Source organism: Variovorax sp. F042, assembly GCF_057814215.1.
The window spans coordinates 563,586-582,487 of the sequence record NZ_JBVASX010000002.1 but is presented as its reverse complement, the minus strand read 5'-3'; the positions used below and the strand labels follow the sequence as shown (position 1 = coordinate 582,487).

The 18,902-nt window shown below is 66.6% G+C and carries 21 protein-coding genes; 9 read left to right on the top strand and 12 right to left on the bottom strand.

Features of this window, described 5'->3' with window-relative positions; genetic code table 11:
* Positions 1 to 21: 21 nt before the first annotated feature.
* From paaE to ACZYSP_RS11190, 8 genes are read right to left on the bottom strand one after another with little or no spacing between them, the layout of a single operon-like run.
* Positions 22 to 1,107 (bottom strand): 1,2-phenylacetyl-CoA epoxidase subunit PaaE, encoded by a 1,086-nt coding sequence (paaE, locus tag ACZYSP_RS11225; protein WP_093075791.1) that lies wholly within the window; start codon positions 1,105 to 1,107, stop codon positions 22 to 24.
* 15 nt (positions 1,108 to 1,122) lie between these two features.
* Complete coding sequence (gene paaD, locus ACZYSP_RS11220) at positions 1,123 to 1,641, bottom strand: 1,2-phenylacetyl-CoA epoxidase subunit PaaD (RefSeq protein WP_093076070.1); 519 nt, start codon at positions 1,639 to 1,641, stop codon at positions 1,123 to 1,125.
* Positions 1,642 to 1,655: 14 nt separating this feature from the next.
* Positions 1,656 to 2,435: a 1,2-phenylacetyl-CoA epoxidase subunit PaaC gene (gene paaC / locus ACZYSP_RS11215; RefSeq protein WP_093075789.1), complete on the bottom strand. Its 780-nt coding sequence runs from the start codon at positions 2,433 to 2,435 to the stop codon at positions 1,656 to 1,658.
* 14 nt (positions 2,436 to 2,449) lie between these two features.
* On the bottom strand, positions 2,450 to 2,746 hold the full coding sequence (gene paaB / locus ACZYSP_RS11210; protein WP_081265691.1) for a 1,2-phenylacetyl-CoA epoxidase subunit PaaB: 297 nt from the start codon (positions 2,744 to 2,746) through the stop codon (positions 2,450 to 2,452).
* Entirely contained in the window at positions 2,743 to 3,753 is a 1,011-nt protein-coding gene (paaA, locus tag ACZYSP_RS11205) for a 1,2-phenylacetyl-CoA epoxidase subunit PaaA (RefSeq protein ID WP_093075788.1), read from the bottom strand. Before paaA ends, paaB begins: the two co-directional genes overlap by 4 nt.
* Positions 3,754 to 3,787: 34 nt before the next feature.
* On the bottom strand, positions 3,788 to 5,098 hold the full coding sequence (paaK, locus tag ACZYSP_RS11200) for a phenylacetate--CoA ligase PaaK (RefSeq protein WP_093075786.1): 1,311 nt from the start codon (positions 5,096 to 5,098) through the stop codon (positions 3,788 to 3,790).
* Positions 5,099 to 5,111: 13 nt separating this feature from the next.
* A complete protein-coding gene (paaI, locus tag ACZYSP_RS11195; RefSeq protein WP_093075785.1) occupies positions 5,112 to 5,567 on the bottom strand; it encodes a hydroxyphenylacetyl-CoA thioesterase PaaI in 456 nt (151 codons plus the stop codon).
* A gap of 3 nt (positions 5,568 to 5,570) precedes the next feature.
* The gene (locus tag ACZYSP_RS11190; RefSeq protein ID WP_093075783.1) at positions 5,571 to 6,374 is read right to left on the bottom strand and encodes an enoyl-CoA hydratase-related protein; all 804 of its coding nucleotides are present in this window, start codon (positions 6,372 to 6,374) and stop codon (positions 5,571 to 5,573) included.
* Positions 6,375 to 6,525: 151 nt separating this feature from the next.
* Between ACZYSP_RS11190 and ACZYSP_RS11185 the strand changes: the two genes are divergently transcribed.
* Together ACZYSP_RS11185 and ACZYSP_RS11180 are read left to right on the top strand one after the other, a co-directional pair.
* Positions 6,526 to 7,128 (top strand): phenylacetic acid degradation protein PaaY, encoded by a 603-nt coding sequence (locus ACZYSP_RS11185; RefSeq protein WP_093048851.1) that lies wholly within the window; start codon positions 6,526 to 6,528, stop codon positions 7,126 to 7,128.
* Between the two features lie 65 nt (positions 7,129 to 7,193).
* Positions 7,194 to 7,838, top strand: a complete 645-nt coding sequence (locus tag ACZYSP_RS11180) for a TetR/AcrR family transcriptional regulator (RefSeq protein WP_093048854.1) — start codon at positions 7,194 to 7,196, stop codon at positions 7,836 to 7,838.
* Here the strand turns inward: ACZYSP_RS11180 and ACZYSP_RS11175 are convergent.
* The 4 genes from ACZYSP_RS11175 to ACZYSP_RS11160 all read right to left on the bottom strand — a co-directional run bounded on the left by ACZYSP_RS11175 (position 7,822) and on the right by ACZYSP_RS11160 (position 12,013).
* The gene (locus ACZYSP_RS11175) at positions 7,822 to 8,859 is read right to left on the bottom strand and encodes a VWA domain-containing protein (protein ID WP_093075782.1); all 1,038 of its coding nucleotides are present in this window, start codon (positions 8,857 to 8,859) and stop codon (positions 7,822 to 7,824) included. The two genes, ACZYSP_RS11180 and ACZYSP_RS11175, sit on opposite strands and share 17 nt — an antisense overlap.
* Entirely contained in the window at positions 8,856 to 9,848 is a 993-nt protein-coding gene (locus ACZYSP_RS11170) for a DUF58 domain-containing protein (protein WP_093075780.1), read from the bottom strand. The genes ACZYSP_RS11175 and ACZYSP_RS11170 overlap by 4 nt, the downstream gene beginning before the upstream one ends.
* Before the next feature lie 111 nt (positions 9,849 to 9,959).
* Positions 9,960 to 10,976 (bottom strand): AAA family ATPase, encoded by a 1,017-nt coding sequence (locus tag ACZYSP_RS11165; RefSeq protein ID WP_093048863.1) that lies wholly within the window; start codon positions 10,974 to 10,976, stop codon positions 9,960 to 9,962.
* Positions 10,977 to 11,002: 26 nt separating this feature from the next.
* Positions 11,003 to 12,013, bottom strand: coding sequence for a S1C family serine protease (locus ACZYSP_RS11160; protein ID WP_093048866.1), 1,011 nt, complete (start codon positions 12,011 to 12,013; stop codon positions 11,003 to 11,005).
* 88 nt (positions 12,014 to 12,101) lie between these two features.
* Here ACZYSP_RS11160 and ACZYSP_RS11155 point away from each other — a divergent pair, with 88 nt between their 5' ends.
* The 7 genes from ACZYSP_RS11155 to ACZYSP_RS11125 all read left to right on the top strand — a co-directional run bounded on the left by ACZYSP_RS11155 (position 12,102) and on the right by ACZYSP_RS11125 (position 18,874).
* Positions 12,102 to 12,962 (top strand): TatD family hydrolase, encoded by an 861-nt coding sequence (locus tag ACZYSP_RS11155; protein WP_093075779.1) that lies wholly within the window; start codon positions 12,102 to 12,104, stop codon positions 12,960 to 12,962.
* A 129-nt stretch (positions 12,963 to 13,091) separates the two neighbouring features.
* Positions 13,092 to 13,499 carry a hypothetical protein gene (locus ACZYSP_RS11150; RefSeq protein WP_093075777.1) on the top strand — a complete coding sequence of 136 codons (408 nt, stop codon included), beginning with the start codon at positions 13,092 to 13,094 and terminating at the stop codon, positions 13,497 to 13,499.
* 101 nt (positions 13,500 to 13,600) lie between these two features.
* Complete coding sequence (locus ACZYSP_RS11145) at positions 13,601 to 14,131, top strand: DNA-deoxyinosine glycosylase (RefSeq protein ID WP_093048874.1); 531 nt, start codon at positions 13,601 to 13,603, stop codon at positions 14,129 to 14,131.
* 8 nt (positions 14,132 to 14,139) lie between these two features.
* Complete coding sequence (locus tag ACZYSP_RS11140) at positions 14,140 to 14,925, top strand: class I SAM-dependent methyltransferase (protein WP_093075776.1); 786 nt, start codon at positions 14,140 to 14,142, stop codon at positions 14,923 to 14,925.
* The gene (gene tfpB, locus ACZYSP_RS11135; protein ID WP_093048880.1) at positions 14,922 to 16,718 is read left to right on the top strand and encodes a type IV pilus assembly ATPase TfpB; all 1,797 of its coding nucleotides are present in this window, start codon (positions 14,922 to 14,924) and stop codon (positions 16,716 to 16,718) included. Before ACZYSP_RS11140 ends, tfpB begins: the two co-directional genes overlap by 4 nt.
* Positions 16,719 to 16,854: 136 nt before the next feature.
* Positions 16,855 to 17,343, top strand: a complete 489-nt coding sequence (locus ACZYSP_RS11130) for a tripartite tricarboxylate transporter TctB family protein (protein ID WP_093048883.1) — start codon at positions 16,855 to 16,857, stop codon at positions 17,341 to 17,343.
* A gap of 19 nt (positions 17,344 to 17,362) precedes the next feature.
* Positions 17,363 to 18,874: a tripartite tricarboxylate transporter permease gene (locus ACZYSP_RS11125; protein WP_093048886.1), complete on the top strand. Its 1,512-nt coding sequence runs from the start codon at positions 17,363 to 17,365 to the stop codon at positions 18,872 to 18,874.
* The last annotated feature ends 28 nt before the right edge of the window (positions 18,875 to 18,902 follow it).

The window sequence follows — 18,902 nt, the reverse complement described above, 5'->3', positions numbered from 1 at the left end:
GTTGAAAAAAACGTTGAAGTGCTAGCGCTCGTCGAATGAGAGCGTTACTCGTTCGGTCAGGGGGTGGGCCTGGCAGGTCAGGATGAATCCCGCGGCTACTTCATTCTTGTCGAGCGCGAAGTTTCTTTCCATGCGGACTTCCCCGTCAACGCACTTTGCGCGGCAGGTGCCGCACACGCCCGAGGTGCAAGAGAAGGGCACTTCAAGGCCCGCGGCCGATGCCGCGTCGAGGATGCTGGGCTGCCCTTCGGTGTAGGTGATCTCGCGCTGCAGGCCGTCGCGCACGATGACGATGCGCGCCTGCTTGGCGTCTCCGGGCTGCGCCTCGTGCACCACCGCGCCCACCTGGGTGGCCGAGGGCAGGGCGACGCCGAAGCGTTCGATGTGGATGCGGTCTTCGGGCACACCGGCTGCCAGCAGCGCGGCCTCGGCTTCGTCGTTCATCTGGAACGGGCCGCACACGTACACGTGGTCGATCTGCGCTGCAGGCACCACGCTCTTGAGAAACTCGCCGATCTTCTCGCGGTTCATCACGCCGAAGCCCAGCGGCGAATCGGTGTGCTCGTCGGAGAACACATGCTGCAGCACGAGGCGCGTCATGTAGCGGTTCTTCAGGTCCTCGATTTCTTCCTTGAACATCGTGGACTGGAGCTGGCGGTTGCCGTAGATCAGCGTGAAGCGGCTCGCGGGCTCGCGCGCCAGCACCGTCTTCATGATCGACAGGATGGGCGTGATGCCGCTGCCGCCTGCAATGCCCACGTGATGGCGAGCCGAAGCCGGCTCGATGGGCACGAAGAAGCGGCCTTGCGGCGCCATCACCTGCAGGGTGTCGCCGGGCTGCAGGCTGGCGTTGATCCAGTTGGAGAACACGCCGCCGCGCACCTTGCGCACGCCGACGCGCAGCTCGCCGTCGTCGAGGCCGGCGCAGATCGAATAGGAACGGCGCAGGTCCTGGCCGTCGATGTCGTGGCGCAGGGTGAGGTACTGGCCCTGCGTGAAGCCGAAGACTTGCCGCAGGTCGCCCGGCACTTCGAACGAGACGATGACGGCCTCGGCCGTATCGGGCTCGATGGCCTTCACGCGCAAGGGGTGGAAGAGGGTGCTCATCGCTTGGGGCGCTTTTTAGATTGGCTTGAAATGTTCGAAAGGCTCGCGGCAGGCCATGCAGCGATAGAGCGCCTTGCAGGCGGTCGAGCCGAAGGCCGAAAGGCGCTCGGTACGCTCGCTCGCGCAGCGCGGGCAGGCGATGCGTTCGCCTGCGATGCGGCCGAAGAGCTTGATCGGCATTGCGGTGTTGGCCGCGGCTTCGGGTGTGAGGTGGGCCGGTGGCGCGATGCCGTAGGCCTTGAGCTTGGCGCGGCCTTCGTCGCTGATCCAGTCGCTGCTCCAGGCGGGGGCGCGGCGCAGGGTGGCGCGGGCGCGGCCGAGGCCGGCCTGCTCGATTGCGGCCAGCACGTCGTGCTCGATGGCTTCGGTCGCGGGGCAGCCGGAGTACGTTGGCGTGAGCACGATCTCCAGGCCGTCGTCGTGCTCGATCACATCGCGCACGATGCCGAGGTCGCAGACCGACACGGCCGGCACCTCGGGGTCGAGCACGGTGTGCAGCACGGCCCACGCGGCATCGACGCGCGAGGCTGCCATGAGGTCGGCCGTGGTCACCACACGCCCCCGGGGTAGCTGCGCTGCAGGTGCTGCATCTCCGCGAGGATGTAGCCCATGTGCTCGCTGTGCACGCCGCGCTTGCCGTTGCTGCGGAAGGCAGCTTCCTTGGGCATGGCGAGGCCGGCCGCGTCGAGCACCTGCTGCATCTCGGCCAGCCAGGGTTCGCGCAGCTCGCTCCACGCCGGGCCGAGGCCGCTGGCGCTGGCTTCGGCATCCACCGCATCGCTTTCGAACAGCTCGGGCATGTAGAGCCACAGCTGCTTCAGCGCTTTTTCAGTGCGTTGGCGCGATTCGTCGGTGCCGTCGCCCAGGCGCACCACCCAGTCGCCCGAGTGCTGCTGGTGGTAGCGCGCTTCCTTCACGGCCTTGCCGGCGATGGCGGCCACTTCGGCGTCATTCGACGCGGCGAGGCGCTGCCACAGCAGCTTGAGCAGCGTCGAAACCATCGTGTTGCGCACGACGGCAAAGGCGAAGTCGCCGCGCGGCAGTTCGGCGATGGTGAGGTTGAAGTAGTCGCGCTCGTCGCGCAGGTAGGCCAGCTGGTCTTCGTCGTGCTCGCGGCCGGCTCCTTCGAGTTTGCCGGTGTGCGTGAGCAGCGCGCGCGCCTGGCCGACGAGGTCGAGCGCGATGTTGGCCATCGCGATGTCTTCCTCCAGCACGGGCGCGTGGCCGCACCATTCGCCCAGGCGCTGCGCGAGCACGAGGCATGTGTCGCCGATGCGCAGCAGGTACTGCACGGCGGGTGTACGGTTCAGTTCGATCGATGCTTGCATGGTCCTGGCCTTGCTCACATGTGGTCGACCGACTTGGGCAGCGCGTAGAAGGTCGGGTGGCGGTACACCTTGTCTTCAGCCGGGTCGAAGAACATGTCCTTGTCACCCGGGTCGCTGGCCACGATCTGCTCGGAGCGCACCACCCAGATGCTGCTGCCTTCCTGGCGGCGGGTGTACACGTCACGCGCCATCTGGATCGCCATCTTCGAATCTGCCGCGTGCAGGCTGCCGCAGTGCTTGTGGTCGAGGCCGGCCTTGCTGCGAACGAACACTTCCCACAGGGGCCACTCTTGTTTCTGTTCGACGGTCATGCCGCCTCCTTCATTGGTTGCTTGTTGGCATGGGCCATCGCGGCTTCGCGCACCCATGCGCCGTCTTCCCAGGCGTCGACACGCGCCTGCAGGCGTTCGCGGTTGCAGGGGCCGTCGCCGCCGATCACGCGCCAGAACTCGCTCCAGTCGATGGCGCCGAAGTCATGCGCCTGGCGCTCTTCGTTCCACTTCAGGTCGGGGTCGGGCAGGGTCACGCCGAGGATGGCGGCCTGCTCGACGGCGGCGTCGATGAACTTCTGGCGCAGCTCGTCGTTGCTGAAGCGCTTGATGCCCCAGCGCATCGATTGCGCGCTGTTGGGCGACTGGTCGTCCGGCGGGCCGAACATCATGATCGACGGCCACCACCAGCGGTCGACCGCGTCCTGCACCATCGCCTTCTGTGCGTCGGTGCCGTGGGTCATCATGGTGAGCAGGGCTTCGTAGCCCTGGCGCTGGTGAAAGCTCTCCTCGCGGCAGATGCGGATCATGGCGCGGGCGTACGGCGCGTACGAGCAGCGGCAGATCGGCACCTGGTTCATGATGGCCGCGCCGTCGACCAGCCAGCCGATGGTGCCCATGTCGGCCCAGGTCAGCGTGGGGTAGTTGAAGATCGAGCTGTACTTGGCCTTGCCGCTGTGCAGCGCGTCGAACATCTGGTCGCGCGAGGTGCCCAGCGTTTCGGCGGCGGCATACAGGTAGAGGCCGTGGCCGCCTTCGTCCTGCACCTTGGCCAGCAGGATGGCCTTGCGCTTGAGCGTGGGCGCGCGGCTGATCCAGTTGCCTTCGGGCAGCATGCCGACGATTTCGGAGTGCGCGTGCTGGCTGATCTGGCGCACCAGCGTCTTGCGGTAGTGCTCGGGCATCCAGTCTTTTGCCTCGATGAAGTCGCCGGCATCGATGTGCGCGTCGAAGCGCTCTTCGAGCCGCATTTCCTCGGCGGAGCGCACGACCTTCTGCTTGCCGTCGCCTGCGTCCTTGCCCATGGTGTCCATTGCCTGGGTGTACATGTGCGTGTCCTTTCGGTGGGGTGTGAGGGGCGGCTCAGCGCGGGCGCGTGTCGATCACGCGGCGTGCCTTGCCGGTCTGGGTGCGTTCCATCTCGTTGGGCGCGTGAACCACCACGCGCGTGGAAATGCCGATGAGCGTCTTCACGCGGTGCTGCACCCATTCGCCGATGGCGGTGCGGTCCGCCGAGGCGGCGTCGGCGGGGTTGAGCTCGCAGTGCACCTCGACCTGGTCGAGCTTGTCGGCGCGGCTCACGTGCACCTGGTAGAGGCCCGACAGCGCCTTGTGCGCGAGCACGATTTCTTCGACCTGCGTGGGGAAGACGTTGACGCCGCGGATGATCATCATGTCGTCGCTGCGCCCGACGATCTTGCCCATGCGGCGGAACGAACGCGAGGTGGGCGCCAGCAGGCGCGTGAGGTCGCGCGTGCGGTAGCGCACGATGGGCATGGCCTCTTTGCTCAGCGAGGTGAAGACCAGTTCGCCTTCTTCGCCGTCGGCCTTCAGCTCGCCGGTCTCGGGGTCGATGATCTCGGGGTAGAAGTGGTCTTCCCAGATGACGGGGCCATCTTTGCTCTCGACGCATTCGCTGGCCACGCCGGGGCCCATCACTTCGCTCAGGCCGTAGATGTCGACGGCGTCGATGCCGGCCTTGGCCTCGATGTCGCGGCGCATGGCTTCGGTCCACGGCTCGGCGCCGAAGATGCCGACCTTCAGCGAGCTGTCTTTGGCGTCGAGGCCCTGGCGCTCGAACTGCTCGATGATCACCTGCATGTAGCTGGGCGTGACCATGATGATGTCCGGCTTGAAGTCCTGAATGATCTGCACCTGCTTCTCGGTCTGGCCGCCCGACATCGGGATGACGGTGCAGCCGGCGCGCTCGGCGCCGTAGTGCGCGCCGAGGCCGCCGGTGAAGAGGCCGTAGCCGTACGACACGTGCACCATGTCGCCGGGCCGCCCGCCCGCAGCGCGGATGGAACGCGCCACGAGATTGGCCCAGGTGTCGATGTCCTTCAGCGTGTAGCCGACCACGGTCGGCTTGCCGGTGGTGCCCGACGACGCATGGATGCGCGCGACGTTTTCGCGCGGCACGGCGAACATGCCGAAGGGGTAGTTGTCGCGCAGGTCGCTCTTCACCGTGAACGGAAACTTCGACAGGTCGGCGAGCGACTTCAGGTCGTCGGGGTGCACGCCCTTGGCATCGAAGGCCTTGCGGTAGTGCGGCACGTTGTCGTAGGCGCGCTGCAGCGTGGCGCGCAGGCGGGTGAGCTGCAGCGCGGCGATCTCGTCGCGGCTGGCGGTTTCGATGGGGTCGAGGTCGCCGGGGGCGGGGTGCTTCACGGTCATGTCTGTTGTCTCCTCAGGCGGCAGCGGCGTTCGGGACGGCGGGGCGGCCCTTGGCTGTGTAGGAACGGCCGCGGAACATCGCGATGCGCTCGCCGCGCTGGTTGGTGATTTCGGTGTCGTACACGCCGGTGCGGCCGGCCTTGGACACCTCGTGGCAGCGCGCGGTGAGCAGGTCGCCCTCGCGCGCCGGGGCGATGAAGTCGATGGCAAAGCCCGAGGCCACGGTCAGCTCGTTGTACGAGTTGCAGGCAAAGGCGAAGGTCGAGTCGGCCAGCGTGGCCATGAAGCCGCCGTGGCAAATGGCGTGGCCGTTGAGCATGTCGGCGCGCACGCGCATCTCGATGGTGGCCTGGCCGGGGCCGACCTCGACGATGCGCATGCCCAGGCCCTTGCTGGCGTTGTCGTTCTCGAACATGCCGTCGCGGACGTACTCGGCCGTCTGCTGGGGTGTGCGGGTGGTGTCGGTCATGGCTCAGCGATCCTTGAACACGGGGGCGCGCTTGGCGCGGAAGGCTTCGACGCCTTCGCGGTAGTCGTTGGCGTTGCCCATGTCGCGCTGGAGGCGGGCTTCTTCGGCGAGTGCTGCGTCAAGGTCCATGTCTTGCGCGGCGGCCATGGCCTGGCGCGTGGCGACGAGGGCGCGGGTCGGCATGCCGGCCAGCTTCAGTGCGAGCGCCGCCGTGGTTTCAGTCAGCGCCGCGTCGTCCACGCATTGCCAGATCAGGCCGATGCGAGCGGCTTCTTCCGCCGGCAGCTTGTCGCCCAGCAGCGCGATGCCGAGTGCGCGAGCCGAACCCACGAGGCGCGGCAGCAGCCAGGTGCCGCCGGTGTCGGGCACGAGGCCGATCTTGGTGAAGGCCTGGATGAAGCTGGCCGAGCGGGCCGCCACCACGAGGTCGCAACACAGCGCGAGATTGGCGCCTGCTCCGGCCGCAACACCGTTGACAGCTGCGATCACCGGCACCGGCATCGAGCGCAGGCGCGCGACCAGCGGGGCGTAGTAAGTGGAGATGACGTGGCCCAGGTCCTTGGGCGCGGCGCCGGGTGTCGGGTCGGGGGCGACCGAAGGGTCGGCCAGGTCCTGCCCTGCGCAGAAGGCACGGCCTGCGCCCGTGAGCACCACGCAGCGCACGCTTTCGTCTTGAGCCGCCAGCTCCAGCGCCGCCATGAGTTCGGCGTGCAGCTGCGTCGTGAAGCTGTTGAGCGCCGCGGGGCGGTTGAGGCTCAACGTGCGCACGGCGCCGGCGTTGCCGGTGAGTACCAAAGGCTCAGTCATCGCGTGTCTCTTTCATCCTTTGTGGGAGCGGATCGGAGCGCAAACACTATTGACCGACCGTTCGGTTGATTTTAGTATCGAGCCTGCAACCGGCACAAGCTGGAGCTATTCAGGGCAAACCCTGAGTCCCGCAAAAAATAAAGGAGACCGAATGCCCAGCTATTCCATCGACGGCGTAATTCCGGTCGTCGACCCGAGCGCGTACGTGCACCCCACTGCCGTGCTGATCGGCGACGTGATCGTCGGCCCGAACTGTTATGTAGGCCCCTGCGCCAGCCTGCGCGGCGACTTCGGCCGCATCGTGCTGGAGGAGGGCTCGAACGTGCAGGACCACTGCTGTGTGCACGGCTTTCCCGACAACGACACGGTGATCGAGGTCAACGGCCACATCGGCCATGGCGCGATCCTGCACAGCTGCATCGTGCGGCGCGACGCGCTGGTGGGCATGAACGCTGTGGTGATGGACGAGGCCGAGATCGGCGAGAAGGCCATCGTCGCGGCCTGTGCCTTCGTGCCGGCCGGCATGAAGGTGCCGGCACGTTCGCTGGTCGCGGGCATTCCGGCAAAGGTGAAGCGCGAGCTGAGCGAGGACGAGATCGCGTGGAAGCTCGAAGGCACGCAGACCTATCAGGAGCTCACGGTGCGCAGCCTGGCGAGCCTGCATGAGGTGGCGCCGCTCGCGCAGGTGGAGGCAGACCGCCCGCGCCTGCCGGCCACCGAGGTGCGTTCGCTCATTGCCACCAAGCGGGGCTGACCCCATTCGCGCTTCGTGCAAGATCGCGCGTTGTCTCCAACAGTCCAACCCAGGAAACCGACCCGATGCCGCGTGGAAGATCCGCCACTTACGACGATCAGCGTGAACTGATCCTCGCGCAGGCCGCCCAGCTGTTCGCGCGCAGCGGCTATCCCGCCACCTCGATGAACCAGGTGGCCGAGGCCTGCGGCCTCTCGAAGGCCACGCTCTATCACTACTACAAGGACAAGAGCAGCCTGCTGATCAGCATCGCCGAGACGCACGTCTCCAAGCTCGCGGCGCTGGTGGCCGAGGAAGAGGCCTCGACGCACACCGACGAGCAGCGCCTGCGCCGCTTCATCTACCGCATCGTCGAGGAATACGCCGGCGCGCAGGACGCGCACCGCGTGCTGACCGACGACGTGCGCTTTCTCGCGGAAGCCGACCGCGAACGCGTGCTCGACAAGGAGCGCGAGGTGGTCGCGGGCTTTGCGCGTGCGGTGTCTGCGCTGCGCCCCGGTGCGCCGAGTGACGACCTTGCCAAGCCGCTGACCATGCTGCTGTTCGGCATGATCAACTGGATGTTCACCTGGATGAAGCCGGGCGGCCGGCTCGACCACGCGGCCATTGCGCCGATCGTGGCCGATCTGTTCCTGGGGGGCATCGGGGCGGTCAAGACGCCCGATGCGCCTGCGGCCAAGCCACGCAGATCCTCTAAAGAATCCGGTTGAACCAGAGCAGCGACAGCCCCGCCGACAGCAGCGTCAGCACCGCCGCGCACATCGCGAACAGCGCCGAGATTTCGGTTTCCTTTTTCTCCACCGTGAGCTTGGAGCTCAGTGTCTCGTAGACCTTCTTCAGGTCGTTCGCGGTGCCGGCGTAGAAGTACTCGGCGTTCGTCTTGTTGGCGATGGCCTTGAGCGTGTCTTCGTCGAGCCGTACGCGCATCGACCAGCCTTCGAAGCCGATGGTTTCGCCATCGACGGTGCCCACGCCCACCGTGTAGATGCGCACGCCGCGGTCGGCCGCAGCCTTGGCCGCATCGAGCGGGTCGACGCCGGTGGTGCGCTGGCCGTCGGTCAGCATGATGATCGCGGCGGAGGTGAAGGAACCCGGCGCCACGGGTGTGAAGTCCTTGAGCTTCTTCTCGTTCTGGTCGATCGGCATGCCGCGCTGGCGGCTCGGCGCGCTGAACTGCTCGACGTCGATGCCCGCATCGGGGAACAGCGTGGCCAGCGACACCACGATGGCATTGCCCGTGGCGGTGGCGCGCTGGAGCTGGAAGCTGTCGATGGCGGTCACCAGGTCTTCGTGGTTGGTGGTGGGCAGTTGCGCCACCTGCGCGCTGCCCGCGAAGGCGACGATGCCTACCTTCACGCTGCGAGGCAGGTCCTTGATGAAGCTCTTGGCTGCCTCCTGCGCCGCCACGAGCCGGTTGGGCTGCACGTCGGCCGCGCGCATGCTGCCCGACACGTCCATTGCCAGGATGATGGTCTGCTGGTTCGACGGCAGCACCACCACCGCCATCGGCCGCGCTGCGGCCACCAGCATCGCAGCCATGGCCAGCAGGAAAAGCAAGGGCGGAATGTGCCGCCGGATGCTCTGCCCGGCGCCCATGGCTTCGCGCACGATCGACAGGCTGGCGTAGCGCACGGCCAGCTTCTTCTTGCGCCGCAGCAGCCAGAGATAGAGCAGGATCAGCAGTGGCAGGGCCGCCAGCAGCCAGAGGAATTGAGGCCAGAGAAAAGTCATGCTGCCACCGCCTTCATGCCAGCTGGGCCTCCGATGCGCGTGCGGCGCTTGCGCATATCGGCGAAACGGACGATGGCTTCCACCAGGTCGTCCTGGGTCGAGAGCTCGAGCGCGTCGACGCCTGCCCTTGCCAGCGCCTCGCGCAGTGCGGTTTCACGCTCGGACGCCAGGCGCGCGAAGCGCTTGCGAAAACCGGCGTCGTGGGTGTCGACCCACAGCTGCTCGCCGGTCTCGGCATCGCGCAGCGGCACCAGGCCGAGGTCGGGCAGTTCGAGTTCGAGCGGGTCGAACAGGCGCACGGCGACCACTTCATGGCGTTGCACCAGCTGGCCCAGCGGGCGCTCCCAGCCGGGTTCGCTCAAAAAGTCGGACACCACGAACACGGTGGAGCGGCGCGGCATCAGCGTGGCGGCCGACTTGAGCAGGCCATCCAGGCGCGTCATGCCTTTCTGCGTGGGGGCGGTCTCGGCCTTGCCGGCGCGCTTTTCCATCGCATGCAGCAGGTGCAGCACGTGGCGCCGTCCGCTGCGCGGCGGAATCACCGCTTCGAGGTCGCTGCCGTAGACCAGTGCTCCGACCCGGTTGCCGTGCCGCGTGAGCAGCCGTGCCAGCACGCCGACGAAGCCCGCCGAGATCTCGCGCTTGGCCTTCAGGCCCGAGCCGAAATCGACCGAGCGGCTCAGGTCGAGCACGAACCACGCGGCCATCTCGCGGTCTTCGGTGAACACGCGCACATGCGGCGTCTGCAGCCGCGCGGTGACGTTCCAGTCGATGTGGCGCACGTCGTCGTGGTGCTGGTACTCGCGCAGGTCGGCCAGGTCGAGTCCGGTGCCGCGCATCAGCGTGCGGTAGTCGCCCTGCAACAGGCCGTCGAGGCGGCGGATCACGGTCCATTCGAGCCGGCGCAGCGCGCGCTCGGCCCCACCGGCTTCTGCGGCGAGCCGTTCGTCGTTTGCGGCCGCGGGGGCCTTACGCCACCAGCTTTTCATGCGATTTCAGGGAACACCGCGGAACCGGCTTTGCCGGGCCGCTGGTGTTGCCCCCTGCAAGGGGGTTGGCGAAGCGACACGAAGTGCGCGAAGACTGGGGGTGTGCTCATTTCAGGCCACCAGCTTTTCATGTTCGAGCGGTTTCGGTGGAGCAGGGACTGCACGCATGATCTTCTCGACCAGGCCATCGGGCGTCAGGCCTTCGGACAAGCCTTCGTAGGAGAGCGTCACGCGGTGGCGCAGCACGTCGGGCACCAGCGCCGTCATGTCTTCCGGCAGCGCATAGCTGCGGCCACGCAAGAGCGCCAGGGCGCGTGCGCCTTCGGTCAGGCTGATGCTCGCGCGCGGGCTGGCGCCGAAGGTGATGAAGCGGCGCAGGTCCTTCAGGCCGTGCTTCTCGGGCGTGCGCGTGGCCGACACCAGCTTCACGGCGTACTGGATGAGCGAAGGGTCGACGTACACGCGCCGCGCCTCGGCCTGCAGCGCCGCGAGCTGCTCGGTGGTGGCGACCGGCGTGGCGTTGACGGGCGGGCCGATCACGCGCTGGACGATGACGAACTCTTCCTCGTCGCTCGGGTAGTCGACCAGCACCTTCATCATGAAGCGGTCGACCTGCGCCTCGGGCAGCGGATAGGTGCCCTCGGTCTCGATGGGGTTCTGCGTGGCCATCACGAGGAAGGGGCGCGGCACCTTGTGCGTTTCGCCGGCAATGGTGACCTGGCGCTCCTGCATCACTTCGAGCAGCGCGCTCTGCACCTTGGCCGGCGCGCGGTTGATTTCGTCGGCCAGCAGCAGGTTGGCGAACACGGGGCCGAGCGAGGTGCTGAACTCGCCGGTCTTCTGGTTGTAGATGCGCGTGCCCACGAGGTCGGCCGGAACCAGGTCGGGCGTGAACTGGATGCGCTTGAACTGGCCGCGCACGGTGTCGGCCAGCGTCTTGATGGTGAGCGTCTTCGCAAGGCCCGGCACACCTTCGACCAGCAGGTGCCCGCCCGCAAGCATGCCGACCATCACGCGCTCCAGAAAGCGGTCCTGGCCCACGACCACGCGCTTCACCTCATAGAGGATCTGCTCCATCAGTTCGGCGGTGCCGGCGGGCGTGGGATTGACGGTCTCTGCTGTGCTCATGCGAAGGACTTTCGAAGAAGGATCGGTCAGAACGGTGGCGAACCCGCGGCGGACGCGGCGTTCTCGATGGGCACCGCGAAGCCGATGCCGATGAAAGTGCGCTGCTGCGTCGGGTTGAGGATGGCGGTGACGATGCCGAGCACCTCGCCGTCCATGTTGATCAGCGGCCCGCCTGAATTGCCCGGATTGGCTGCGGCATCGAACTGGATCAGGTTGCCCAGCTCCTGCTTGCCTTCGGGCGAGCGGAACGAGCGCTTCAGGCCCGACACCACGCCAGCCGACACCGATGGCCCGATGCCGAACGGAAAGCCCACGGCCGCCACCTGGTCGCCGGGGCGCAGGTCGGCGGTCGAGCGCATGGTGGCGGGGATCAGGTCGTCGGGAATCTTTTGCGCCTGCAGTACCGCGAGGTCGTTCTCGGGCTGCACGCCGGTGATGGTGGCGATGGCTTCCAGCCCGTCGTAGAAGGTGACCTTGATCTTGTCGGCGCCTGCGACCACGTGCAGGTTGGTGAGGATCACGCCCTTGTCGACGATCACCACGCCCGTGCCCACGCCGCGCTCGACCTCGCCCGGGGCCTCGCCGTCGTTGGGTGCTTCAGGCGGCTTGCCCTTGGCGATGTTGCGTCCGCGCTTCTGGGTCTTGGCTTCGGGCGTGTGCTTTTCTTCGCCGTAGCTCACCACCCGTACCACCGAGGGCCGGATGATGTCGGCCGCCTTGGCCGCGGGCGAGGGCAGGGTGTTGGTCTGCAGCGTGCGCAGCACGGCCGCGTCGATGTCTTTTTGCGTGAGTGCCTTGGCGCCCGGGCGCGGCATCCACAGGGCGGCGCCGGTGACCAGCGCGGCCGACAGCAGGAAGAGCAGCGCGAAGCTGCGGCGACCGGGTTGCCAGCCGGGTTTTTTCGCGGGAGCAGCCTGCAGGGACTGGCCCCCGCCGGCGTTTTCAGCCGATGCTGGCGCATCCGCCCGTTCGGCCGCCTCGTCTGCGGCCGGTGGCAGCGTGCGGGGCGAACGGCTGTAGAAAGCGGGCCTGCGCATCGGAGCACCTCCGGCTAAAAAATCGCGTGAAGGAGTTCACAGTAGCACGCTTTCCGCGCCTGCGCATCCCATCAGGCATCATCGTGCGATGGCTACCTTCGTCGATACCCACTGCCATCTGGATGCGCCCGAATTCGGTGCGGAGATGCCGGCCCTGCGCGCCCGCGCCGCCGGGCTGGGGGTGGCGATGTGCGTGATCCCGGCGGTGGCCGTCTTCAATTTCGCCGCCGTGCGCGAACTGGCCCACGCGCAGGGCGATGCCTACGCGCTGGGAATCCACCCGTTGTGCACCGGCGAGGCGAAGGACGAAGACCTTGAAACCCTCGATGCCGAACTGACCGCACGGCGCGGCGACCCGCGGCTCGTGGCGGTCGGCGAGATCGGGCTCGACTACTTCGTCGAGGGGCTCGACGGCCCGAAGCAGGAGCGCTTTTTTCACACTCAGTTGCAACTGGCACGCAAGCATGGGTTACCCGTGCTCATCCACGTGCGGCGCTCGGTCGACAAGGTGCTCAAGCATCTTCGCCAGACGGCGGGCGGCAGGCCGTGGCAGGGCATTGCCCATGCCTTCAACGGTAGCGAGCAGCAAGCCCATGCGTGCATCGATCTCGGGTTGAAGCTGGGCTTCGGCGGCGCGGTGACCTTCGAGCGGGCCCTGCAGCTGCGGCGACTGGCAACCACGCTGCCAATCGAATCGATCGTGATGGAGACCGATGCGCCCGACATCCAGCCGCACTGGCTGTACCGCACGCAGGCCCAGCGCGACGCCGGCCAACCGCAGGGCCGCAACGAGCCGGCCGAGCTGCCGCGCATCGCCGAAGTGGTGGCCGGCCTGCGGGGCATGGGCATCGACGAACTGGCCGCGGCCACCACCCGGAACGCGCTCGAAACGCTTCCGCGTCTCGAAAACCTCATGGCCATGTCGGAGCGCCCGCCGCAACCCGCGTAGGCCAATGCCCCGACCTGCCCGGATGCGTGCAGATGCCGTGGATTTGCTGTCATCCTTGAACTTCACCAGTTCGTTGCTGGTTCAGTGGCAAGTCAGTCACTCAAAACTTCATCCAACAAGGAGCTTTACATGACCACGTCTTTCATTCGCACCGTGCCCGTCGTCCTCGCGCTGGCGCTCGCCTCCATCGGCGTGTCGGCCGTGGCCCAGACCACCGCGCCTGCTGCCACCGCCCCGGCCCCGGCCGAGCCCTCCACCACTGAAAAGGTGAAGGAAGCCGGCAAGGACGCTGTTGACGCCACCAAGCGCACCACCAAGAAGGCCGTCAACGCCACCGAAAAGGGCGCCAAGAAGGCCTGGAGCGCCACCAAGCGCACGACCAAGAAGGCGACCACCGCCACCAAGCATGCAGCCACCAAGACCGGCGAAGTCGTCGAGAGCGCCGGCCACAAGACGGCCGACGGCATGCGCAGCACCGGCAAGGCCATCGGCGAGAAGATCCCCGGCACGGCCGAGAACGAAGCCGCCAAGAAGTAAGAGCTGACAAGCCGGCTTCGGCTTTCGCGAAAGAACCCGCTTCGGCGGGTTTTTTCATGGGCCGCGCAAGTGCACGCGGGACGGTGGCACGATTGCCGCCCATGAATCCACCCGCCGCATCCGATGCCGCCAGCTCCATGCTCACGGGGTTGGCGCCCATCGTCTCGCCTGCAACGGCCGTGCTCATCCTCGGCAGCTTCCCCGGGGTCAAGTCGCTCGAGCGGCAGCAGTACTATGCACACCCCCAAAACCAGTTCTGGAAGATCTTGCAAGCTGTCTGGCCCGAAGTCCCTTTGCCGTCGGGCGTAGACAGCTACGCGCAGCGCTGCCGCTGGCTGCTCGACCGCGGCCTGGGCGTGTGGGACGTGTACGCGTCTTGCGAGCGCGAGGGCAGCCTCGACTCGGCCATCCGCGCGCCCGTGGCGAACGACATTGCCGGGCTGCATCTGCCGAAGCTCGCCGCCATTGCGCACAACGGCGGCGAGAGCTTCAAGCATGCGCGCCATACGCGCACCCTCGGCGTGCCGGTCTACCAGCTGCCTTCCACCAGTCCTGCCAATGCGTCGTGGAGCTTCGAGCGCAAGCTTGCGGCGTGGCGCGAGGTGCTGGCCACCCACAAACTAGTCGTCTGACGGCATCGATGGCATCGAGCAAAACTTCTATTTCTCTCCCCGAAGTCAATTTCTCCGACTGGGGCGACATCCGCTACCTGCACCTGGGCACCGAATGGGTCCAGGGTTCGATGAAGCTCGACGCGCCTTTCGAGATCGAACTCGAATATGTGCAGCGCATGATGGCCTGGCTGCTGTTTGCCGACGGCAAGACCGTGGCCACCCGCCATGCGATGCAGCTCGGCCTGGGGGCAGCCACGCTCACCAAGTTCAGCCGCAAGATCCTGCGCATGCGCACCACCGCGATCGAGCTCAATCCGCAGGTGGTGTCGGCCTGCCGCGGCTGGTTCAAGCTGCCGCCTGACGACCCGAAGCTGCGCGTGGTGATCGCCGACGCCGCAGCCGAGATCCGCAAGCCCGGATGGCACGGCACTGTCGATGCCTTGCAGGTCGACCTGTACGACCACGAGGCCGCCGCGCCTGTGCTCGACAGCGAAGACTTCTATGCCGACTGCCGCGCGCTGCTCACCGAAGACGGCTGCATGACGGTCAATCTCTTCGGCCGCTCGTCGAGCTACGAGCGCAGCCTCGAAAAGATCGCCGGCGCATTCGGCGCCGACGCCGTCTGGGCCTTCAAGCCGACGCGCGAAGGCAACACGGTGGTGCTCGCGCAGCGCACGCCGAGCCGTCCGAAGCGCGAGGCGCTTGCCGAGCGCGCCCAAACGATCCAGACTCGCTGGGGCTTGCCCGCGCCGAAATGGTTGCGAGTCTTCAAGCCCCTGAATATTTCAATCACTCGACCTGCCGGCTCATGAGCGCTGTTCCCGCTGTTTCTGCTCCCGCCCCCCTGGCCGCCCGCCACGAAGGCCCGCTCGACCTGCGGCGCCTTATTGAATGGCTCGCCGCCGATGGCGTGATTTCCCCGGTCGAAGCCAAGCGCACCATCGCGCGCTGCGCACAGGCCGAAAGCCGGCAGGCACCGCTGGTGCGGCTGGCCAACGTGGCCATGACGCGAGAGAGCGACAACAAGCCGCTGGACCTCGAAATGCTTACGCAATGGCTCGCGGGCCGCGCCGGGCTCACGTACCTGCGCATCGACCCGCTCAAGGTCGACGTGGGCAAGGTGGCCGACACCATGAGCGCCGCCTACGCGGAGCGCCACAAGGTGTTGCCGGTGCAGGTGCTGCCCAACGAGGTGGTGGTGGCCACGGCCGAGCCTTTCCTCACCGACTGGATCGCCGAGGTCGAGCGCCAGGCGCGCCGCTCGGTGCGCCGCGTGGTCGCCAACCCGGCCGACATCCAGCGCTACACGGCCGAGTTCTTCGCGCTGGCGAAGTCGGTGCGCGCCGCGCAGAAGGCCGGCGGCAACACCGGCGGCGCGAGCTTCGAGCAGCTGGTGGAGCTCGGCAAGAGCAACAAGCAACTCGACGCCAACGACCAGAGCGTGGTGCAGGTGGTCGACTGGCTGTGGCAGTACGCCTTCGACCAGCGCGCGAGTGACATCCACCTGGAGCCGCGCCGCGAGCAGGGCGTGATCCGCTTTCGCATCGACGGCATCCTGCATCCGGCCTACCAGATGCCGATGGGCGTGATGAACGCGATGGTCGCGCGCATCAAGCTGCTGGGCCGCATGGACGTGGTGGAAAAGCGCCGTCCGCTCGACGGCCGCATCAAGACCCGCAACATGCGCGGCGACGAAGTCGAAATGCGCCTGTCGACCCTGCCGACCGCCTTCGGCGAGAAGATGGTGATGCGGATCTTCGACCCCGACACGGCAGTGAAAGATCTCGACGCGCTGGGCTTTGCGCAGCACGACGCGCAGCGTTGGGAACAGCTGGTCACGCGGCCCAACGGCATCATCCTGGTGACTGGGCCCACGGGTTCGGGCAAGACCACCACGCTGTATTCCACGCTCAAGCGCGTCGCGACCGAAGAGGTCAACGTGAGCACGGTGGAAGACCCGATCGAAATGATCGAGCCCTCGTTCAACCAGACGCAGGTGCAGCCGCAGCTGGACTTCGGGTTTACCGAAGGCCTGCGCGCGCTGATGCGGCAGGACCCGGACATCATCATGGTCGGCGAAATCCGCGACCTCGCCACCGCCGAGATGGCGGTGCAGGCCGCGCTCACCGGCCATCTGGTGTTCAGCACGCTGCACACCAACGACGCGCCGAGCGCCATCACGCGGATGATGGAGCTGGGCGTGCCTTCGTACCTCATCAACGCGGTGATGCTGGGCGTGCTCGCACAGCGGCTGGTGCGCACGCTGTGCCCCAACTGCAAGCAGCCCGACGACACCGTCACCCGCGAGAAGCTGGAGACCATCGTCAAGCCGTGGCAGATCACGGGCTCGGTGCGCGCCTACAAGCCGGTGGGTTGTGTCGATTGCCGCATGACCGGGTACATGGGCCGCATGGGACTGTACGAACTGCTGAGCATCAGCGAGGCGTTCAAGGCGCAGGTCACGAAGGAGCCCAACCTGGGCGGGCTGCGCAGGCAGGCCGTGATCGACGGCATGCGGCCGCTGCGGCTGGCCGGCGCGCTGCGCGTGGCCGAAGGCGTGACGACCATCGAAGAGGTGCTGAGCGCCACGCCGCCGCTGGAATAATCCGGCAGTTCAGCATCTAAGAGGTCGCTGAGACCTTTCGGGTTATCCCTAGGCCGGCGGTTAGTGGAATCCACATCAGTCTGACCGGAAGCTGACTCGACAATCCCGCATCGAAATTTGTTCGAGGAGACTGTTCGTGAAGATCAAGAGTCAGAAAGACTTTTTCTCGGGTCTGATGTTCACGGTGGTGGGTGTGGCGTTCGCATGGGGCGCCACCACCTACACCGTGGGCACCGGGGCCCGCATGGGTCCGGGTTATTTCCCGTTGATGCTCGGCATCCTGATGGCCCTCATCGGCCTCGGGATCATGTTCAGCGGGCTCACCGTTGAAACCACCGACGGCGAAAAGATCGGCAAATGGGCCTGGAAGCAGGTGGTGTTCATCCTGGGCGCCAACCTCGCATTCGGCATTCTGCTCGGCGGCCTGCCGAGCATCGGCGTGCCGGCCATGGGCATGATCATCGCCATCTACGCGCTGGTGATCATCTCCAGCCTTGCGGGCCATGAGTTCAAGCTGCCCAGCGTGCTCGTCCTGGCCACTGTGCTGGCCGTCGGCAGCTATGTCGCGTTCATCTGGGCGCTGAAGCTCCAGATCCAGGTCTGGCCGACCTTCATCACCGGCTGAGAAGAAAGCTGCTCACATCATGGAATTGGTTGAACACCTCTCGATGGGTTTTGGCGTTGCCTTTACCTTCACCAACCTGCTGTACTGCCTCGTCGGCTGCATTCTGGGCACGCTGATCGGCGTGCTCCCGGGCATCGGCCCGGTCGCGACCATCGCGATGCTGCTGCCCGCCACGTACGCGCTGCCGCCCGTGTCGGCGCTGATCATGCTGGCCGGCATCTACTACGGCGCGCAGTACGGCGGCTCCACCACCGCGATTCTGGTCAACCTGCCGGGCGAATCATCGTCGGTGGTGACCGTGATCGACGGCTACCAGATGGCGCGCAAGGGCCGGGCGGGTCCGGCACTCGCCGCTGCCGGCCTGGGTTCGTTCTTCGCTGGTTGCGTCGGCACGCTGATCCTGGCCGCCTTCGCACCGCCGCTGACCGAGCTGGCCTTCAAGTTCGGCCCGGCCGAATACTTCTCGCTCATGATCCTGGGCCTGATCGGCGCCGTGGTGCTGGCTTCGGGCTCGCTGCTCAAGGCCATCGCGATGATCGTGCTGGGCCTGCTGATGGGTCTGGTCGGCACCGACGTGAACTCGGGTGTCGCTCGCTACAGCTTCGACATTCCGGAGCTCACCGACGGCATCGGCTTCGTGGCCATCGCCATGGGCGTGTTCGGTTATGGCGAAATCATTGCCAACCTCTCGCGCCCCGATGACGAGCGTGAAGTGTTCACTGCCAAGGTCTCGGGCCTGTTCCCGACCAAGGAAGACTTCAAGCGCATGGTTCCCGCGGTGCTTCGCGGCACGGCACTGGGCGCGGCTCTTGGCATCCTGCCTGGCGGCGGTGCGCTGCTGGCGGCTTTCGCGGCCTACACGATCGAGAAGAAGACCAAGCTGAAGCCGGGCGAAGTGCCCTTCGGCAAGGGCAACATCCGCGGCGTGGCGGCTCCCGAGTCGGCCAACAATGCCGGTGCGCAAACTTCCTTCATCCCGCTGCTGACGCTGGGCATTCCGCCCAACGCGGTGATGGCGCTGATGGTGGGCGCAATGACGATCCACAACATCCAGCCGGGTCCGCAGGTCATGACCAGCAACCCCGAGCTGTTCTGGGGCCTGATCGCCTCGATGTGGATCGGCAACGCAATGCTGATCATCCTGAACCTGCCGCTGATCGGCATGTGGATCAAGCTGCTGTCGGTGCCGTACAAGTACCTGTTCCCGGCGATCGTGCTGTTCTGCGCGATCGGCGTGTACTCGACCAACAACAACACCTTCGACATCTGGATGGTGGGCATCTTCGGTCTGGTGGGCTACACCTTCTTCAAGCTGGGTTGCGAGCCTGCGCCGTTGCTGCTGGGCTTCATCCTCGGGCCGATGATGGAAGAGAACCTGCGCCGCTCGCTGCTGCTGTCGCGTGGCGACTGGAGCGTGTTCGTGACGCGTCCGATCTCGGCGAGCCTGCTGGCTGCGGCTGCATTGCTGCTGATCATCGTGCTGCTGCCGGCTGTGAAGTCGAAGCGCGAAGAGGCCTTCGTCGAAGACTGACGGCGTTCTGCTCCCTTCAAGACGGCGC

What these genes read in the sequence shown, in the direction of transcription:
- paaE (WP_093075791.1), bottom strand. Translation starts at nt 1,107, where the DNA reads ATGAGCACCCTCTTCCACCCCTTGCGCGTGAAGGCCATCGAGCCCGAT.
- paaD (WP_093076070.1), bottom strand. Translation starts at nt 1,641, where the DNA reads ATGGCAGCCTCGCGCGTCGATGCCGCGTGGGCCGTGCTGCACACCGTG.
- paaC (WP_093075789.1), bottom strand. Translation starts at nt 2,435, where the DNA reads ATGCAAGCATCGATCGAACTGAACCGTACACCCGCCGTGCAGTACCTG.
- paaB (WP_081265691.1), bottom strand. Translation starts at nt 2,746, where the DNA reads ATGACCGTCGAACAGAAACAAGAGTGGCCCCTGTGGGAAGTGTTCGTT.
- paaA (WP_093075788.1), bottom strand. Translation starts at nt 3,753, where the DNA reads ATGTACACCCAGGCAATGGACACCATGGGCAAGGACGCAGGCGACGGC.
- paaK (WP_093075786.1), bottom strand. Translation starts at nt 5,098, where the DNA reads ATGACCGTGAAGCACCCCGCCCCCGGCGACCTCGACCCCATCGAAACC.
- paaI (WP_093075785.1), bottom strand. Translation starts at nt 5,567, where the DNA reads ATGACCGACACCACCCGCACACCCCAGCAGACGGCCGAGTACGTCCGC.
- ACZYSP_RS11190 (WP_093075783.1), bottom strand. Translation starts at nt 6,374, where the DNA reads ATGACTGAGCCTTTGGTACTCACCGGCAACGCCGGCGCCGTGCGCACG.
- ACZYSP_RS11185 (WP_093048851.1), top strand. Translation starts at nt 6,526, where the DNA reads ATGCCCAGCTATTCCATCGACGGCGTAATTCCGGTCGTCGACCCGAGC.
- ACZYSP_RS11180 (WP_093048854.1), top strand. Translation starts at nt 7,194, where the DNA reads ATGCCGCGTGGAAGATCCGCCACTTACGACGATCAGCGTGAACTGATC.
- ACZYSP_RS11175 (WP_093075782.1), bottom strand. Translation starts at nt 8,859, where the DNA reads ATGACTTTTCTCTGGCCTCAATTCCTCTGGCTGCTGGCGGCCCTGCCA.
- ACZYSP_RS11170 (WP_093075780.1), bottom strand. Translation starts at nt 9,848, where the DNA reads ATGAAAAGCTGGTGGCGTAAGGCCCCCGCGGCCGCAAACGACGAACGG.
- ACZYSP_RS11165 (WP_093048863.1), bottom strand. Translation starts at nt 10,976, where the DNA reads ATGAGCACAGCAGAGACCGTCAATCCCACGCCCGCCGGCACCGCCGAA.
- ACZYSP_RS11160 (WP_093048866.1), bottom strand. Translation starts at nt 12,013, where the DNA reads ATGCGCAGGCCCGCTTTCTACAGCCGTTCGCCCCGCACGCTGCCACCG.
- ACZYSP_RS11155 (WP_093075779.1), top strand. Translation starts at nt 12,102, where the DNA reads ATGGCTACCTTCGTCGATACCCACTGCCATCTGGATGCGCCCGAATTC.
- ACZYSP_RS11150 (WP_093075777.1), top strand. Translation starts at nt 13,092, where the DNA reads ATGACCACGTCTTTCATTCGCACCGTGCCCGTCGTCCTCGCGCTGGCG.
- ACZYSP_RS11145 (WP_093048874.1), top strand. Translation starts at nt 13,601, where the DNA reads ATGAATCCACCCGCCGCATCCGATGCCGCCAGCTCCATGCTCACGGGG.
- ACZYSP_RS11140 (WP_093075776.1), top strand. Translation starts at nt 14,140, where the DNA reads ATGGCATCGAGCAAAACTTCTATTTCTCTCCCCGAAGTCAATTTCTCC.
- tfpB (WP_093048880.1), top strand. Translation starts at nt 14,922, where the DNA reads ATGAGCGCTGTTCCCGCTGTTTCTGCTCCCGCCCCCCTGGCCGCCCGC.
- ACZYSP_RS11125 (WP_093048886.1), top strand. Translation starts at nt 17,363, where the DNA reads ATGGAATTGGTTGAACACCTCTCGATGGGTTTTGGCGTTGCCTTTACC.